At 71.6% G+C, this 16,425-nt stretch carries 13 protein-coding genes; 11 read left to right on the plus strand and 2 right to left on the minus strand.

Going from position 1 to position 16,425, the window contains the following annotated elements; translation table 11 throughout:
* Window positions 1-148 precede the first annotated feature (148 nt).
* Window positions 149-823: a lysophospholipid acyltransferase family protein gene (locus M1L60_RS42120; protein ID WP_253243212.1), complete on the plus strand. Its 675-nt coding sequence runs from the start codon at window positions 149-151 to the stop codon at window positions 821-823.
* Here the strand turns inward: M1L60_RS42120 and M1L60_RS42125 are convergent, their stop codons facing one another.
* Together M1L60_RS42125 and M1L60_RS47630 are read right to left on the minus strand one after the other, a co-directional pair.
* Entirely contained in the window at window positions 824-2,284 is a 1,461-nt protein-coding gene (locus tag M1L60_RS42125) for a cryptochrome/photolyase family protein (protein WP_253243213.1), read from the minus strand.
* 28 nt (window positions 2,285-2,312) lie between these two features.
* Window positions 2,313-3,434, minus strand: a complete 1,122-nt coding sequence (locus M1L60_RS47630; RefSeq protein ID WP_274622931.1) for a hypothetical protein — start codon at window positions 3,432-3,434, stop codon at window positions 2,313-2,315.
* A gap of 167 nt (window positions 3,435-3,601) precedes the next feature.
* Between M1L60_RS47630 and M1L60_RS42140 the strand changes: the two genes are divergently transcribed.
* The 10 genes from M1L60_RS42140 (at window position 3,602) to obgE (ending at window position 16,407) form a co-directional block, all read left to right on the plus strand.
* Window positions 3,602-4,399 carry an alpha/beta fold hydrolase gene (locus tag M1L60_RS42140; protein WP_253243216.1) on the plus strand — a complete coding sequence of 266 codons (798 nt, stop codon included), beginning with the start codon at window positions 3,602-3,604 and terminating at the stop codon, window positions 4,397-4,399.
* Between the two features lie 12 nt (window positions 4,400-4,411).
* Window positions 4,412-6,913: a SpoIIE family protein phosphatase gene (locus tag M1L60_RS42145; protein ID WP_253243217.1), complete on the plus strand. Its 2,502-nt coding sequence runs from the start codon at window positions 4,412-4,414 to the stop codon at window positions 6,911-6,913.
* Complete coding sequence (locus M1L60_RS42150) at window positions 6,913-7,296, plus strand: STAS domain-containing protein (protein WP_253243218.1); 384 nt, start codon at window positions 6,913-6,915, stop codon at window positions 7,294-7,296. Before M1L60_RS42145 ends, M1L60_RS42150 begins: the two co-directional genes overlap by 1 nt.
* Before the next feature lie 20 nt (window positions 7,297-7,316).
* A complete protein-coding gene (locus M1L60_RS42155; protein WP_253243219.1) occupies window positions 7,317-9,260 on the plus strand; it encodes a TIGR03960 family B12-binding radical SAM protein in 1,944 nt (647 codons plus the stop codon).
* Window position 9,261: 1 nt separating this feature from the next.
* Window positions 9,262-10,035: a TIGR03936 family radical SAM-associated protein gene (locus M1L60_RS42160; protein ID WP_256518425.1), complete on the plus strand. Its 774-nt coding sequence runs from the start codon at window positions 9,262-9,264 to the stop codon at window positions 10,033-10,035.
* A 152-nt stretch (window positions 10,036-10,187) separates the two neighbouring features.
* Window positions 10,188-13,379 (plus strand): Rne/Rng family ribonuclease, encoded by a 3,192-nt coding sequence (locus M1L60_RS42165; protein ID WP_253243220.1) that lies wholly within the window; start codon window positions 10,188-10,190, stop codon window positions 13,377-13,379.
* Window positions 13,380-13,515: 136 nt separating this feature from the next.
* Window positions 13,516-14,034: a hypothetical protein gene (locus M1L60_RS42170; protein WP_253243221.1), complete on the plus strand. Its 519-nt coding sequence runs from the start codon at window positions 13,516-13,518 to the stop codon at window positions 14,032-14,034.
* A 170-nt stretch (window positions 14,035-14,204) separates the two neighbouring features.
* Window positions 14,205-14,519 (plus strand): 50S ribosomal protein L21, encoded by a 315-nt coding sequence (gene rplU, locus M1L60_RS42175; protein WP_253243222.1) that lies wholly within the window; start codon window positions 14,205-14,207, stop codon window positions 14,517-14,519.
* 8 nt (window positions 14,520-14,527) lie between these two features.
* A complete protein-coding gene (gene rpmA, locus M1L60_RS42180) occupies window positions 14,528-14,785 on the plus strand; it encodes a 50S ribosomal protein L27 (RefSeq protein ID WP_253243223.1) in 258 nt (85 codons plus the stop codon).
* A 125-nt stretch (window positions 14,786-14,910) separates the two neighbouring features.
* Entirely contained in the window at window positions 14,911-16,407 is a 1,497-nt protein-coding gene (gene obgE / locus M1L60_RS42185) for a GTPase ObgE (protein ID WP_253243224.1), read from the plus strand.
* Window positions 16,408-16,425: the final 18 nt, after the last annotated feature.

The following is a 16,425-nucleotide window of genomic DNA, read 5'->3' on the forward strand; positions in this document are numbered from 1 at the left end:
CGGCGGCCGGTCCGGATAATCCACGCATCTGTGATGAATGTCCGGGCCGGTCGGCCGGATCGGCAGGGACTTCCGAGATGGCGTCCGATAACCTGACCGACGCTCCCCACATTTTCCGTGCGCACGCCTGTCCCCGGAGGAACCTCAGTTGCCGCTGCTCTACACGATCGGCAAGTTCACGGTCGGCAACGCGATGATGCTCGGCTGGCGTCCCCACGTCGAGGGCCTCGAGCACATCCCCCGCTCGGGCGGCGTGATCTTCGCCGGCAACCACCTCTCGGTCGCCGACGAGCTCTTCCTCGGCTCGGTGGTGCCCCGGCACCTCGCGTTCTGGGCCAAGGAGGAGTACTTCGACGGCACCGGTGTCAAGGGCTGGTTCAACCGCCGGCTGATGCACGGGCTGGGCGCCATCCGGGTCGCCCGCGGCGGCGGCCGGGACGCGCTGACCGCGTTCGACGGCGCCATCCCGGTGCTCAAGGCCGGTGACGCCATCGCGCTCTACCCCGAGGGCACGCGCTCGCCCGACGGCCGGCTCTACCGGGGGCGTACGGGGGTGGCCCGGCTCTCGGTCGCGGCCGGGGTCCCCGTCGTGCCGGTCGGCATGCTCGGCACCGACAAGGTGCAGCCCATCGGCCAGCTCATCCCCAAGCCGGCCCGCGGCGTCGTCACCGTGAAGTTCGGCGCGCCGATCCCGACCGTGGGCCGGGCCGACGACCGCACCTCGCTGCGCCAGCTCACCGACGAGGTCATGGCCGAGATCCAGAAGCTGACCGGTCAGGAGTACGTCGGGCGCTACGCCCCGGCCAAGCCACCCAAGGAATAGCTATGGCGCGCGCGAGCCGCGCGCTTTCTCCTGCTCGACCAGGGCGTCGAGGTCGCTGAGCCGGCCCAGGCCGTTCAGGGGCTGCCGCATGCGGTAGTTGCCGTTCAGCTGCGGTTCGTTGCGGGCCAGGAAGGCCCAGTAACCGGCGGTGAACGGGCACGCGTGGTCGCCGACCCGCACCTTGGGGTCGTAGCGGCAGCCGCCGCAGTAGTCGCTCATCCGGTTGATGTAGGCGCCGCCCGAGGCGTACGGCTTGGTGCTCATCCGGCCGGCGTCGGCGTACTGGCTCATCCCGATCACGTTGGCCGTCATCACCCACTCGTAGCCGTCGACGAACGAGCGGTGGAACCAGTCGGCCACCGCGCCGGGCCGCCAGCCGCGCTGCATGGCGTAGTTGCCCAGCACCATCAGCCGCGGGATGTGATGCACCCACCCGCGGTCGCGCACCCCGGCCAGCACGTCGGACAGGCACCGGGCCTCGACGGCGTCGGCGTCCAGCTCGGCGAACCAGCGCGGCAGCTGCTTGCGGGCGCCGAGCTCGTTCGAGGCGCGGTAACCGGGCTCGAAATACCAGTACAAGTGCCAGATGAAATCCCGCCAGCCGATGATCTGCCGCACGAAACCCTCCACGCTCGCCAGCGGGGCTTCGCCTTTCCGGTACGCCTGTTCGGCCCGCTCGACGACCTCGAGCGGATCGAGCAGGCCGAGGTTGATCGCGGCGCTGAGCAGGCTGTGGCTCATCACCGGGTCGCCGGTGAGCATGGCGTCCTCGTACGGGCCGAAGGTGGGCAGCCGGTGGGTCACAAAATGCCGGAGGCGAGCCAGAGCTTCCGTACGGGTGGCGGGGAACATCCGCGGGCCGTCGCGGCCGACGAACTCGATGCCGTCCTCGCGCTCCCACCGATCGAGGTCGGCCCGCACCCGCTCGTCGATCTCGTCCTCGACGATCGCCGGGGGAGCGGGCACGTCGAGCCGCTCGGCGCCGCGCGGCGGAGGTTCCCGGTTGTCGGCGTCGAGGTTCCACCGGCCGCCGGCCGGCTCGTCGTCCTCCATGAGGATGCCGTGGCGCTGCCGGGCGTCGCGGTAGAAGTCCTCCATCCGCAGGTGTTCACGCCCGTGCGCCCACGCCGTGAAGTCGCCCGGCGCGGTCACGAAGCCCCGCGGCGGCAACACCTCGGTGACCTGCTTCAGCCGCTGGACCAGGGCGCGCGCGGCCCGCGAAGTGGGGTGGCAGACGGTGACGTCCTCGGTCAGAGCTTCGGCGTACGTGTCGGCCCGGATCAGCCGTACGCCGTCGTCCTGGGCCCGATGGCGCAGCGCGGACAGGATCAGATGCGCCTTCTGGCGGTGGAACACCCGCCGCCGGAACACCGCCTTGGACTCCACGAGCAGCACCGGCTGGTCCGGGGTGTCGACGAAGTGCGGGCCGAGTTGATCGGCGAACAGCCAGCGGCGGGTCATCCCGCCATCGTGCCCGGGCCGGGGCCGGTCAACCGGGACTCAGCACTTCTTCCCGCAGCCGGGCGACCAGGTCGGCGCTGTCGGTGACCGAGCGGCGGGTGAGCAGCACGGTGGCCAGGCTGCCGTGGTCGGCCCAGGCACAGACCACGACCGACGTGCCGTTGTCGCGGCCCACCCCGCAGCTCTGGTGGGCGCCGGTCTCGCCGAGGTCGAAGGTCTGCACGTTCTTGAGGCTGTACTCGGAGGTGGCCTGGTCGAGGCGGCCGCGGACGTCGGAGCCCGGGGTGAGCCGGAAGCCGGTCTCGCCGATGACCGTGACCCGCTTGCCGCGGGCGTCGCGGTAGACGCCGGCGAAGCCGTTCGGGCCGGCCTGCTCGGTGTCGCGCAGCTTCAGGTCGGCGAACGACTCGGGGAGGGCGGCGCTGACCGGGTACTGCCGGGCGCTCGGCCACTGGAACCAGGCGAAGGGCAGGCCGCAGCAGCAGACCACGCCGAGCAGGCTGAGCAGGGCCAGGCGGCGGCCCCAGCGCCGCCTGCGGCGGGGCGGGGGGAGCGGGCGCTTCGGCTGGGGCTGGGCCCAGGGCGGCGGGGCCGGGAGCCGGCGGCCGTGGACGATCGGGCCGGGCGGGGGTGCGGGCGGCGCCGGCGGGCGGGCCTGTACCGGCAGGCGGTTGGCCGTCGCTGCCTTCTCGAGGCGCTTGCGCTCCTTCTTCGAGAGCTTGGGCGCGGGTTCGGGCTTCGGCGCGGGCGGGGGCTCGATGCGGGTCGGGGGCGGCGGGGGCGCGGCCGGTTGTTCGACGCGGGTCGAGGGCGGCGGGGGCGCGGCCGGTTGTTCGACGCGGGTCGGCGGCGGTGGGGGCGCCTCGGCCGGAAGTGGGGTCGCGGTCTCGAAGGTGAGCGGGTCCCACGGCGTGTCCTGGTCGGCCCACGGGTCGACGGCCGGCGTGGTCGCCCAGTGCTCCTCCTCGACCGGCGGCGGTTCGGTGTCGCGGCGCCACCACGACTTCTTGGGCGACGGGTCGGGCACGACCGCGGAGCCGCTCCAGCGAGCCGGCGCGTCCACGGTGGAGGGTTCGGAACCGTTGTCGAGCCGGGTCGGGTCGGGCACCCCGGCCGCCGGCTGAGTTTCCTCCGGCTGCTCCTCGGCCATCCGTCGATCTCCTTCACTGCCGGCAAGATTCCCGGCGAGGCGGTCAACTCCCAGGTTAGAGGCGGTGTGCCACCTCCAGCCTCTGTCTTGAGGCCGGTTTCGGCGTACAAATGCCGGACAACCAGGGCGATGTGCAAGACGCTCTGGAGCCGTATGGTTACCGGGACATGAGAACGACACAGAGAAACGCCGTCACTCTGACCGGAAACCCCACCGGTCAGCCGATGGTCTTCGCCCACGGTTACGGCTGCGACCAGAACATGTGGCGCCTGGTCGCCCCGGCCTTCGTGGACTCTCATCGGCTCGTCCTTTTCGACCACGTCGGTAACGGCAAGTCCGATCTGTCGGCCTACGACGACGCCCGCCATTCAACGCTGGGCGGCTACGCCGACGACATCCTCGAGATCCTGCACGAGCACGACCTGTGGGACGTCGTCTTCGTCGGCCACTCGGTCAGCGCCATGATCGGTGTGCTGGCCGCGATCAAGGAGCCCGAGCGGTTCGCCCGCCTGGTGCTCGTCGGCCCGTCCCCGCGCTACATCAACGAGCCCGGCGAGGGTTACGTGGGTGGCTTCAACAAGGGCGACATCGATTCGCTGCTGGTCTCGCTCGACAGCAACTATCTCGGCTGGTCGAGCACGATGGCGCCGGTGATCATGGGCAACCCCGAGCGGCCCGAGCTCGGTGACGAGCTGACCAACAGCTTCTGCCGCACCGATCCCGAGATCGCCAAGAAGTTCGCGCGGGTCACGTTCCTGTCCGACAACCGCGACGACCTTCTCAAGTTGCGGACGCCCGCGTTGATCCTCCAGTGTTCCGATGATGTGATCGCTCCGACCGCGGTCGGCGACTACGTTCACAAGCACACCGCCGGGAGCACTCTGGTGCACCTCAACGCGACGGGGCACTGCCCCAACCTGAGCGCCCCGGAGGAAACCATCGACGCCATGAAGGCCTGGCTTTAGAAGCGGCGGACCGTGAGTGACTCTGGTGGGCCGGACGTGACGCAGGACCTGCGGCCGCCCTGGGACGAAGACCCCGACGACCTGTACGAGCACGCGCCGTGCGGGTACCTGACCACGCTTCCCGACGGCACGATCGTCCGGGTCAACCAGACGTTCCTGAGCTGGACCGGGTACGCCCGGGGCGAGCTGGTCGGGCACCGCCGGTTCCGTGACCTGCTCACCTCCGGTGGGCAGATCTATCACGAGACCCACTACGCCCCGCTGCTGCGCATGCAGGACGAGGTGCACGAGCTGGCCTTCGACCTGGTCTGCGCGGACGGGCGCCAGCTGCCCCTGCTGGTCAACTCGGTGCTGGCCCGCGGTGACACCGGTCAGCCCCGGGCCATCCGCACCACCGTCTTCAACGCCACCGAGCGCCGGCAGTACGAGAAAGAGCTGCTGCTGGCCCGGCAGATCGCCGAGGCGTCCGAGCGCCGGGTCCGGGTGCTGCAGCAGATCGTGGCCGACCTGGCCGCCGCGCCGACCGAGGCCGAGGTGGCCGAGGCGGTCGTGCGGGCTCCCGAGTCGGCGTTCGGCGCGGCCAGCAGCAGCATCTATCTGGTCGACGACGAGCGTGACGTCATCTACGCGGTGGCCTCGACCGACCCCACCACCGGCAACTGGGACGACATGCCCCGCACGTCCGAGCGGGCCGTGGCCCGGGTCGCCGAGCGCGGCGACCTGCACGTGGTCGGCTCGGTCGCCGAGGCCCGCAAACACTTCCCCGACCTGGTCGAGAACATGCGCCGCTCGGGCCGCAACACCGTGGTGCTGCTGCCGCTGACCACCGGCCCGACCGACGAGCACTCCACCCTCGAGACGCTCGGCGTGCTGGCCTTCAGCTTCAAGGGCGAGCGCAAGCTGACCGACGGTGAGCTGCGGGTCGTCCGGCTGCTGGGCCAGCAGTCGGGCCAGGCGCTCGACCGGGCCCGGCTCTACGACGAGCTGCGCCGCCGGGAGGACCGGGCCAGATTCCTGGCCGAGACCACCCGGTCGCTCGACGAGCTGCACCGGCTGCTGCCGCGCACCCGCCGGCTGATCGACCGGGTCGTGCCCGAGATCGCCGACTGGGCCGAGATCCGCCTCCAGGTGGGCACGCCACCGCTGGTCGAGCAGGGCGGCGGTCCCCGCCCCGACGAAGAGCTGCTGACCCAGCGGCTGGGCAAGGTCGCGGCCAGCGGCGAGCCCGTGTTCGCGGCCGAGGGCGACCAGCTCGACTGCTCGGTGCTGCCGCTGACCGCTCGCGGGCTGGTGCTCGGCACGCTGGCCCTGCGGATGACCACCAACCGGCGCGGCATCGCGGCCGAGCAGGCCTTCCTGGTCGAGCTGGCCGACCGGGCCGGGCTCGCGCTCGAGAACGCCCGGCTCTACGAGCAGGAAAGGCAGATCGCCCGCACCCTCCAGCGCAGCCTGCTGGCCGGCGACCTGCCCGGTGGCGACAGCCGGTTCGCGGTCGAGACCCATTACCAGGCGGCCGCGCACGACCTCGAGGTCGGCGGCGACTGGTTCGACGCTTTCATGATCACCAAGGACAAGCTGGCCGTCGTGGTCGGTGACGTGGTCGGCCGGGGCATAGAGGCCGCGACCACGATGGGTCAGCTGCGCAGCGCGGTCCGCGCCCTCGCCTCCAACGCGACCGGCCCGGCCGAGCTCATCGGGGGGCTCGACCGGTTCGTCGAGCGGGTCGAGTCGGCCCGCATGGCCACCGTGGCCTACGTCGAGGTCGACCTGGCCGACGGTGAAATCGTCTATTCGTGCGCGGGGCACCTGCCACCGCTGCTGCAAGAGCCGGCCGGCTCGCCGGAATACCTGCTGCAGGGCCGCTCGGCGCCGCTGGGCTCCAAGGCCGGCGACAAGGTACGCACCGAGCACCGCCGCCGCCTGCCCGCGGGCAGCCGCATGCTGCTCTACACCGACGGGCTGATCGAGCGCCGTACCCGCCCGATCGACAAGGGCTTCGAGCTGCTGGCCCGCGAGTACGCGCGCCGGCGGGACGCGCCGCTGCAGGGGCTGGCGGCCACCCTGGCCGACACCCTGGTCGGCCGCGACCACAGCGACGACGTGTGCATGCTCTGCCTGACGCTCGGCACCGAGGAGCGCATCGAGCGCACGATCGGCGCCGACCGCATGCAGATCGCCCTGCTCCGGGCCGATCTGCGGGCCTGGCTGGTGGCCCACGAGATCGAGCCCGAGTGCCGCGACGCGGTGCTGCTGGCCTGCTCCGAGGCGGTTGCCAACGCGATCGAGCACGGCTACCGTGACGACCCGTTCGGCATGATCGACGTGGTCGCCACCGCGACCGCCGACGCCGTGGAGGTGCGGGTGACCGACCGGGGCACGTGGCGGGGCGCGGTCAGCGACGTGGCCCGCGGCCGTGGTCTGCAGCTGATCCGCGAGTCGATGGACCAGGTGCTGTTCGACCGCAGCGACGGCACCACGGTCACCATGCGGCGCAGCCGGCGGGAGGCCGGCTGATGGAATACACCCGGGGCGGCCGGCCCGTGCCGCGCGGCGACCTGGAGCGCTGGGTCACCTTCTCGAAGTTCGGCGACGCCGAGCTGGTCTCGCTGACCGGCGAGATCGACCTGGCCAACGCGCCCGAGATAGGCAAGGCGATCGTCCAGCGGATCGAGAAGGCGGGCAAGGTGCTGATCGACCTGACCACCGTCTCGTTCCTCGACAGCGCCGGGGTCCGCCTGCTCGACGCCCTGATCGGTGATCTCAACGACCACGGGACGCCGACCCGGCTGGTGGTCGGGGCGACCGGCGCGGCCCGCATGACGCTCCAGCTGTGCGCCTTCCGTGAGGACGTGCTGGCCACCGACCTCGACCGGGCCGCGGCCGAGATAAGTAGTTGAGCCGCGTACCCTAGAGGCCCATGAGCGTTGCTTCCGTCTTTCCTCAGCTCGAGCAGCTGCTGCCCCGGGTCAGCAAGCCGATCCAGTACGTGGGGGGCGAGCTCGGCGCCGTCGTCAAGGACTGGGACGCGACGACGGTCCGCTGGGCGCTGATGTATCCCGACGCCTACGAGGTCGGCCTGCCCAACCAGGGCGTCCAGATCCTCTACGAGGTGCTCAACGAGCAAGAGGACGTGCTGGCCGAGCGCACCTACGCGGTCTGGCCCGACCTCGAGGCGCTGATGAAAGAGAACGGCGTCCCGCAGTTCACGGTCGACGCCCACCGCCCGGTCAAGGCCTTCGACGTCCTCGGTCTGTCGTTCGCGACCGAGCTCGGCTACACCAACATGCTCTCCGCGCTCGACCTCGCGCAGATCCCGCTGACCAGCGCCGACCGCGACGAGACGCACCCGATCGTGCTGGCCGGCGGTCACGCCAGCTTCAACCCCGAGCCGATCGCCGACTTCATCGACGCCGCCGTGCTCGGCGACGGCGAAGAGGCCGTCCTCGAGATCACCGGCATCATCCGGGAGTGGAAGGCCGAGGGCTGTCCCGGCGGCCGCGACGAGCTGCTGCTGCGCCTGGCCCGCACCGAGAGCATCTACGTCCCCCGCTTCTACGACGTCGACTACCTGGCCGACGGCCGCATCCAGCGCGTCGTGCCCAACCGCCCCGACGTGCCGTTCCGGGTGGCCAAGCGCACGACGATGGACCTCGACGCCTGGCCCTACCCCAAGAAGCCCCTGGTCCCGCTGGCCGAGACGGTCCACGAGCGGTACGCGGTCGAGATCTTCCGCGGCTGCACCCGGGGCTGCCGGTTCTGCCAGGCCGGCATGATCACGCGCCCGGTGCGCGAGCGCTCGATCACCACGGTCGGCCAGATGATCAAGGAAGGCCTCGAGTACTCCGGCTTCAGCGAGGTCGGCCTGCTCTCGCTGTCGAGCGCCGACCACTCCGAGATCGGTGACATGTGCTCCGGCCTGGCCGAGCAGTACGAGGGCACCAACGTCTCGCTCTCGCTGCCCTCGACCCGGGTCGACGCCTTCAACATCGACCTGGCCCAGGAGCTGTCCAAGAACGGCCGCCGCACCGGCCTGACCTTCGCCCCCGAGGGCGGCTCGGAGCGCATCCGCAAGGTCATCAACAAGATGGTGACCGAGGACGACCTGCTCCGCACCGTCGTCACCGCGTATTCGAACGGCTGGCGCCAGGTCAAGCTCTACTTCATGTGCGGCCTGCCGACCGAGACCGACGAGGACGTGCTGCAGATCGGCCGCATGGCCCACGAGGTGATCAAGGCGGGTCGCATCGCCGCCGGCACCAAGGACATCCGCTGCACGGTGTCGATCGGCGGGTTCGTGCCCAAGCCGCACACCCCGTTCCAGTGGGCCGCGATGGAGCGCCCCGAGGTCATCGACGCCCGGCTCCAGCTGCTCAAGCAAGAGATCAACAGCGACCGGTCGCTGGGCCGGGCCATCGGCTACCGCTACCACGACGGCGAGCCCTCGCTGATCGAGGGCCTGCTCTCGCGGGGCGACCGCCGGGTCGGCGCGGTCATCCGCCGCGTCTGGGAGAAGGGCGGCCGCTTCGACGGCTGGAGCGAGCACTTCTCGTACGCCCGCTGGGTCGAGGCCTGCGCCGAGACGCTCCCGCAGTTCGGGGTCGACCTCGACTGGTTCACCACCCGCGAGCGCGAGCAGGCCGAGGTGCTGCCCTGGGACCACCTCGACTCGGGCCTCGACAAGGACTGGCTGTGGCAGGACTGGCAGGACTCGCTGACCGAGTACGAGCAGCCCGACTGCCGCTGGACCCCGTGCTTCGACTGCGGCGTCTGCCCGTCGATGGACACCGAGATCCAGATCGGCCCCACCGGCAAGAAGCTGCTGCCCCTGACGCCCGTGAACTCGCTGCGGGTGCCGGTCTGACATGGCGCCCCCCAAGAATCAGCCCGTCGGCGGTCAGGCGCCGATCGTCCAGCGCATCCGCGTCCGCTACGCCAAGCGGGGGCCGCTGCGCTTCACCTCCCACCGCGACTTCGCCCGCGCGTTCGAGCGGGCGTTGCGCCGGGCTGCCGTCCCCATCGCCTTTTCCCAGGGCTTCAGCCCGCACCCCAAGATCTCGTACGCGAGCGCGGCGCCGACCGGCGTGGGCAGCGAGGCCGAGTACCTCGAGATCGGGCTGCAGGCCGAGATCGACCCCGCGCAGCTGGTGATCGCGTTGGACGCCGCGCTCTCCCCGGGACTCGACATCCTGGACGCGGTGATCGCCGGGCCGGGCAGCCTGGCCGACCGGATCGACGCCTCGCAGTGGCTGATCGAGCTGCCCGGCATCGACCCGGCCGACGCCGCGGCGGCCGTCACAGCGTTCCTCGCGCTCGACGAAGTGCTGGTCGAGCGCATGACGAAGCAGGGACGGCGGTCGTTCGACGCCCGTCAGGCGGTGACCCACATCGCTGTGACGGACCAGTCCGCCGTACCTTCCGAGGCGGACGGCGCACCGTGTGCGATAATCGACCTTGTCGTACGACAGGTGACACCCGCCGTGCGACCCGATGACGTCCTTTCCGGCCTGCGCGTGGCGGCTGGTCTGGAGCCGCCGGTGCCCCCGAGGGTTACCCGGCTGGCCCAGGGCACGCTCACCGCACAGGGGGATATCGTCGATCCGTTGGACGCGGATCGCGAGCCCGCCCTTCCGGGGTGAGGATCGCTCCATCGGAGGCGCTGGCTGCAACCGGCGCCTGTTGACAGACTTCGGCAGCCTGTCCGCTCACCCGGCGGGACCGAAATACTTGCGGCGACCCTGCGTGGCAGCGCTCAAACGCGCCCGGGGCCGCCAGAACTGGAGAGCGCCCCATGCTCGATAACGAGCCCCAGGACAACTTGGGAGACCAGGGCGGTGACGGGGCCGGAGCAGCTGCTTCGCCCGAGACCGCCGCACCTGCTACCCCCGCGCGCAAGCGTGCGCCCCGCAAGAAGGCGGCGGCGCCCGCCGCGAGCCCGGCCGACCCCGTGGCCGAGGATCCGACGCCGGCCGACGTGCCGGCCGGTGAGCCTCCGGCCGACGAGGCCCCGGTCAAGCCGGTCAAGGCCACCCGCAGCCGCCGCAAGGCCGCCGCGCCGGCCGCAACCGCCGAGCCCGAGGCTGAGGGCAGCGCCGAGGTCGCGCCCCCGGTCAAGGCCACCCGTTCCCGGGCCCGCAAGAAGGCCGCCCCGCCCGCCCCGGTGGAGGAGCCCGTCGCCGTCGAGGCGCCGCCGGCCGAGACGCCGGTCGAACCGGTGCGGATCGAACCCCTGATCGAGGGGGAGGAGCCGGTCGTCGAGGACGAGGCCGCGGTGACCGCCGAGGGCACACCGATCATCGGCGTGATCCCGCTCGACGCCGACTTCGTCGAGGCCGAGGAGCCGAAGCCGCGCCGTGGCCGCCGGGCCGCCGCCCTGCCGCCGGCCGTGCTGTTCATGCCGCCCGAGGCGACCGAGACCACCCCCGCGCCGGCCCGGCGCACCCGCCGCGGCGCGGCCGTTCCGCCCGTGGTGGCCGAGACGCCCGAGGCGCCCGCGACTACTGAGGTCCCCGAGGCCGAGGCGGCCGTGGCCGAGGTGCCGCCGGTCGTCGCCGAGGAGCCGGCCGAGGGCGCCCGCCGCAGCCGGCGTCGCCGTCGCGGCGCTGCCGACGAGCCTGCCGAGGCCCCCGCGGCCGAGGTCACGGCCCCGCCCGCCGACGAGGTGGTCGACGAGGCCGACGAGAGCGCCGACGACGTCGAGGACGGCGACGACGACAGCGACGATGACGACGACACCGCGGCCGGCCGCCGCCGGCGTCGCCGGGGACGCCGTGGCCGTGGCCGTGGCAAGGGCCCGGCCGAGGACGGCGAGCAGGACGAGTCCGAGGACGACACCGAGGCGTCGGCCGAGGAGGAGTCCGAGGACGAAGAGGGCGACGAGGGTGACGGCGTGACCCGCCGGCGCCGTCGCCGGCGCCGCAAGGGCTCGGGCGGCGACGCCGAGACCGGCGGCATCGAGGACGGCGTGCACACCGTCGTGCGGGTGCGCGAGCCCCGCCGCAACGCCGACGAGGTGCAGGGCGTCTCGGGCTCGACCCGGCTCGAGGCCAAGCGCCAGCGCCGCCGGGACGGCCGCGAGCAGCGCCGCACCCGCCCGCCGATCCTGAGCGAGTCGGAGTTCCTGGCCCGCCGCGAGGCGGTCGACCGGGTCATGGTCGTGCGGCAGAAGCCCGACCGCACCCAGATCGCGGTCATGGAAGACGGCATCCTGGTCGAGCACTACGTCTCGCGCAGCACCTCGGGCACGATGGTGGGCAACGTCTACCTCGGCAAGGTGCAGAACGTGCTGCCCAGCATGGAGGCGGCGTTCGTCGACATCGGCCGGGGCCGCAACGCGGTGCTCTACGCGGGCGAGGTCAACTGGGACGCCACCGGGCTCGAGGGCCGGGCCCGCTCGATCGAGCAGGCGCTGCGCTCCGGCGACTCGGTGCTGGTGCAGGTGACCAAGGACCCGATCGGGCACAAGGGCGCACGGCTGAGCAGCCACATCGCGCTCTCCGGCCGGCACCTGGTCTACGTGCCCAACGGCAACGCCTCGGGGATCAGCCGCAAGCTGCCCGACAACGAGCGCAAGCGCCTGCGGGACGTACTGAAGAAGCTCGTTCCCGACGGCGCCGGCGTGATCGTGCGGACGGCGGCCGAGGGGGCCAGCGAGGACGACCTGGCCCGGGACGTCAAGCGGCTGCAGGCGCAGTGGGAGGAGATCCAGCGCAAGTCGGCCGAGGGCCACGCGCCGGTCGCCCTCTCCGAGGAGCCCGACCTGGTCATCCGGGTCGTCCGCGACCTCTTCAACGAGGACTTCCGCGAGCTGATCGTGCAGGGCGACTCGGCGTACGGCGAGCTCGAGAACTACCTGAACTCGGTCTCGCCCGACCTGCTGGAGCGGATGCACCGCTACACCGGCACCGGGGACGTCTTCGCCGACAAGCGGATCGACGAGCAGATCCTCAAGGGTCTGGACCGCAAGGTGTTCCTGCCCTCGGGCGGTCACCTGGTGTTCGACCGCACCGAGGCGATGACCGTGGTCGACGTCAACACCGGTAAGTACACCGGCGCCGGCGGCAACCTGGAAGAGACGGTCACCCGCAACAACCTCGAGGCGGCCGAGGAGATCGTGCGTCAGCTGCGGCTGCGCGACCTCGGCGGCATCGTGGTCATCGACTTCATCGACATGGTGCTCGAGAGCAACCGCGAGCTGGTGCTGCGTCGGCTCACCGAGTGCCTGGGCCGCGACCGCACCAAGCACCAGGTCACCGAGATCACCTCGCTCGGCCTGGTCCAGATGACCCGCAAGCGGATCGGCTCGGGCCTGCTCGAGGCGTTCAGCGAGACCTGCGAGCACTGCAAGGGCCGCGGCGTGCTGATCCACACCGAGCCGGTGCCGGAGAAGCGCTCCAACGGCGGCGGTGGCGGCAACGGCGGTGGCGGCGGCGCCGGGAACCAGGTCAAGGCGGTCGCCGCGGCGGCCCGCACCGAGACCGCCCCGGCCCAGCAGCAGTCGCAGCAGCCGGCGAGCGGCAAGTCCCGGCGGCGCCGGAGCGGGGGCGGCGACAACGTCGTGGCCGAGCCGATCACCGAGGCGGTCGTCCCGGACCCGGTCCGCGACGAGCTGCCGGCGGCCGTGGTGGTCGAGGTCGACGAGCCGATCGAGATCGTGACCGACGCGGCGCCCGGCGTGGTGCGGCGTGAGGGGGACGACCCGGCGGCCGAGACCGCGGGCCTGCCCCCGGTGGTGGGCTCGGGCATCGTGACCGGCCGGGCGCCGCTCACGAAGGCGGACCCCGAGGACGACTACGACATCAGCGGGTACGACCTGTCGCGCTACGAGGCGCCTGCCGCCGAGGCCGAGCCGCTGCAGCTCACCGGGTCCGACGACCCGGACGCGGCCGACGAAGAGGACGAGGACGACGACGAGCCGGTGGGGGCGGGCGCCGGGCGGCGCCGCTCGCGGCGGGGTGGCACGCGGAGGCGTACGCGACCCTGATCCTGCCCTTTCGGCTCTACCGGGCATCGACAAGAGCGGTTTGGTAAAGAAAGTTAACTGCCAAGCCGCTCTTGTCCGTCTCCGTCGGTTACCCTCGCGGGATCGATCAGCCTTCCCCCGAGGAGACCGAGCCCCCATGTCCCGAATCCCCCTGCTCCGAGGCCTCGCCGTGGGCGTGGCCCTGGGTGCGCTCGCGGCCACGGCCGCCTGTTCCTCGTCCGCCGGCGACGTCCCGGCCTCGGCCCCCAGCGTGGCGCCGCCGGTGGTGGTGCCGCCCGCCTCGGTCGACCCGTCCGTGGCGGCCGAGGCCGACGCCGAGCTCACCGGCAACACGAAAGAGATCTGCGCCCAGGCCGAGCGGGCGAGCACCAGTTTCGGCGAGCTCTTCATCGCCGGGCTCAAGCTGCAGATCGACGCCGCGGGCAAGGGTGAGCAGGCCAAGAAGCAGGCCGCCGACAAGGTCTCGCGTGACGTGCAGAACTACTCGTTCGCGCTGGCCGACATGGCCGGGCTGACCACCGACCCGACCCTCAAGAAGGCGTTGACCGAGATGAGTGCGCAGGTCAAGGCGTTGAAGGGCGATGTCACCAAGATCAATGGTGAGAAGATGTCGGCGCTGTCGGCCCGGCTCGACAAGGCCTGCGGCCGGGGCTGACCCGGCCCCGGTTTGGGATCGGCACGCCTGATGAAGTACTCTTTCTGCTGGCGCTTTTCCACGCGCCGTGCTTCCGTGCCCGCTCGTTCACACTAGGGCGAGAGCCGGAATCTCAGCATCATCCGCCAAGCAGCGGTTAACGCTGCGTAAGTCTCAGGGAGTCCGCGTCGATGTACGCGATCGTCAAGACCGGCGGCAAGCAGTACAAGGTTGCCGAGGGCGACGTGATCGAGGTCGAGAAGCTCGCGGGTGTGCCCGGCGATTCTCTGAAGCTCGCCGCGGTGCTCCTCGTCGACGGTGACAACCTGGTGACCGATGCGGCCAAGCTTGCCAAGGTGACGGTGTCCGGCGAGATCGCCGAGCACACCAAGGGTCCGAAGATCCGGATCCACAAGTTCAAGAACAAGACCGGGTACCACAAGCGCCAGGGGCACCGTCAGCCGCTGACGAAGATCAAGGTCACCGGCATCAAGAGCGGGAAGTAGGACCACTCATGGCTCACAAAAAGGGTGCCTCCAGCTCCCGTAACGGTCGCGATTCCGCCGCCCAGCGACTGGGCGTCAAGCGGTTCGGCGGCCAGGTGGTCAGCGCCGGCGAGATCCTGATCCGTCAGCGTGGCACCAAGTTCCACCCGGGCGACCTGGTCGGCCGCGGCGGCGACGACACGCTGTTCGCCCTGGCGGACGGCAGTGTGCTGTTCGGCACGAAGCGCGGTCGCAAGACCGTCAGCATCGTCCCGGCGGCGCAGTAAAGTTTTTCTCAGCGGGCCGCGGACCTCTCGAGGTCCGTGGCCCGCTTTGCATTTGTCCCACGGGGAACACGGGCCTCACGGCCCTCGTTGGTTCCATGGGACGTCCAGCATCAAGGAGTTGAGCAGTGACCACGTTCGTCGACCGCGTCGTGCTGCACCTGCAAGCGGGTGACGGTGGGCACGGCTGCGTCTCGGTCCGCCGCGAGAAGTTCAAGCCGCTCGGCGGCCCCGACGGTGGCAACGGTGGGCACGGCGGCGGCGTCACGCTGGTCGTCGACCCGCAGATCCACACACTGCTCGATTTCCACTTCCACCCGCACGTCAAGGCGTCCAACGGCGGCGGTGGCGCGGGCGCCAACCGCGACGGCGCCAACGGCAAAGATCTGGTGCTCAAGGTGCCCGACGGCACGGTCGTGCTGACCGCCGACGGCGAGGTGCTGGCCGACCTGATCGGCGAGGGCACCACCTTCGAGGTGGCCCGCGGCGGTCGCGGCGGCCGGGGCAACGCCTCGCTGGCCAACACCCGTCGCAAGGTGCCGGGCTTCGCCGAGCTGGGCGAGCCGGGCGACAGCCTCGACGCGGTGCTCGAGCTCAAGAGCGTGGCCGACGTGGGCCTGGTCGGCTTCCCGTCGGCCGGCAAGTCGTCGCTGATCTCGGTCATCTCCGCGGCCAAGCCCAAGATCGCCGACTACCCGTTCACCACGCTGGTGCCCAACCTCGGCGTGGTCCAGGCCGGCGACCAGACCTTCACCGTGGCCGACGTGCCCGGCCTGATCCCGGGCGCGGCCACCGGCAAGGGCCTCGGCATGCAGTTCCTGCGGCACATCGAGCGCACCTCGGTGCTGGTGCACGTGCTCGACTCGGCCGCGCTCGAGATCGAACGTGACCCGCTGGCCGACCTCGACGCCATCGAGGCCGAGCTGTCGGCGTACGGCGGCCTCGACGACCGGCCGCGACTCGTCGTCCTCAACAAGATCGACATCCCGGACGGGCGCGACCTGGCCGAGATGGTCCGGCCCGACATCGAGGCCCGCGGCTACCGCGTCTTCGAGGTCAGCGCGGTCACCCGCGAGGGCCTCAAGGAGCTGACCTACGCGCTGTCCGAGACGGTCGCCCAGCACCGCCTCGAGAAGCCGGCCCCCGAGCCCAGCCGGGCCGTCGTGCGCCCGCGTGCGGTCGACGAGTCGGGCTTCACCGTCGAGCAGGACGCCGAGGGCGTCTTCGTGGTCAGCGGGGCCAAGGTCGAGCGCTGGGTCCGCCAGACCAACTTCGACAACGACGAGGCCGTGGGCTACCTGGCCGACCGGCTCGACCGGCTCGGCGTCGAGGACACGCTGGGCAAGAAGGGCGCCCGCCCCGGCGACCCGGTGCGCATCGGCGACCGCGAGTTCGACTGGCAGCCCAACGCCGGCGAGTTCGTGTCGGGCCCGCGCGGCACCGACTCCCGCCTCGAGGACGAGGGTGGCCGCGCCGGCGCGGCCGAGCGCCTGGCCGCCCGCAAGGCCCGCCGGGTCCGCTCCGACGACGAGCTGCTGCACATGGCGGCCGACGGCACGGTCACGAGCGTGGCCAACGCCAACCGGCCCGTGCTCGTGACAGATGACGACGACACCGACGAATAGGGCGTAGGCCAGCTCGGC

Source organism: Paractinoplanes aksuensis, from assembly GCF_024137025.1.
Lineage (GTDB): Bacteria > Actinomycetota > Actinomycetes > Mycobacteriales > Micromonosporaceae > Actinoplanes > Actinoplanes aksuensis.

Bases quoted from the DNA above. Each gene is read 5' to 3' on its own strand.
- rpmA (WP_253243223.1), top strand. From the start codon at position 14,528: ATGGCTCACAAAAAGGGTGCCTCCAGCTCCCGTAACGGTCGCGATTCC.
- M1L60_RS42165 (WP_253243220.1), top strand. From the start codon at position 10,188: ATGCTCGATAACGAGCCCCAGGACAACTTGGGAGACCAGGGCGGTGAC.
- M1L60_RS42150 (WP_253243218.1), top strand. From the start codon at position 6,913: ATGGAATACACCCGGGGCGGCCGGCCCGTGCCGCGCGGCGACCTGGAG.
- M1L60_RS42170 (WP_253243221.1), top strand. From the start codon at position 13,516: ATGTCCCGAATCCCCCTGCTCCGAGGCCTCGCCGTGGGCGTGGCCCTG.
- M1L60_RS42125 (WP_253243213.1), bottom strand. From the start codon at position 2,284: ATGACCCGCCGCTGGCTGTTCGCCGATCAACTCGGCCCGCACTTCGTC.
- M1L60_RS42140 (WP_253243216.1), top strand. From the start codon at position 3,602: ATGAGAACGACACAGAGAAACGCCGTCACTCTGACCGGAAACCCCACC.
- rplU (WP_253243222.1), top strand. From the start codon at position 14,205: ATGTACGCGATCGTCAAGACCGGCGGCAAGCAGTACAAGGTTGCCGAG.
- M1L60_RS47630 (WP_274622931.1), bottom strand. From the start codon at position 3,434: ATGGCCGAGGAGCAGCCGGAGGAAACTCAGCCGGCGGCCGGGGTGCCC.
- M1L60_RS42160 (WP_256518425.1), top strand. From the start codon at position 9,262: ATGGCGCCCCCCAAGAATCAGCCCGTCGGCGGTCAGGCGCCGATCGTC.
- M1L60_RS42155 (WP_253243219.1), top strand. From the start codon at position 7,317: ATGAGCGTTGCTTCCGTCTTTCCTCAGCTCGAGCAGCTGCTGCCCCGG.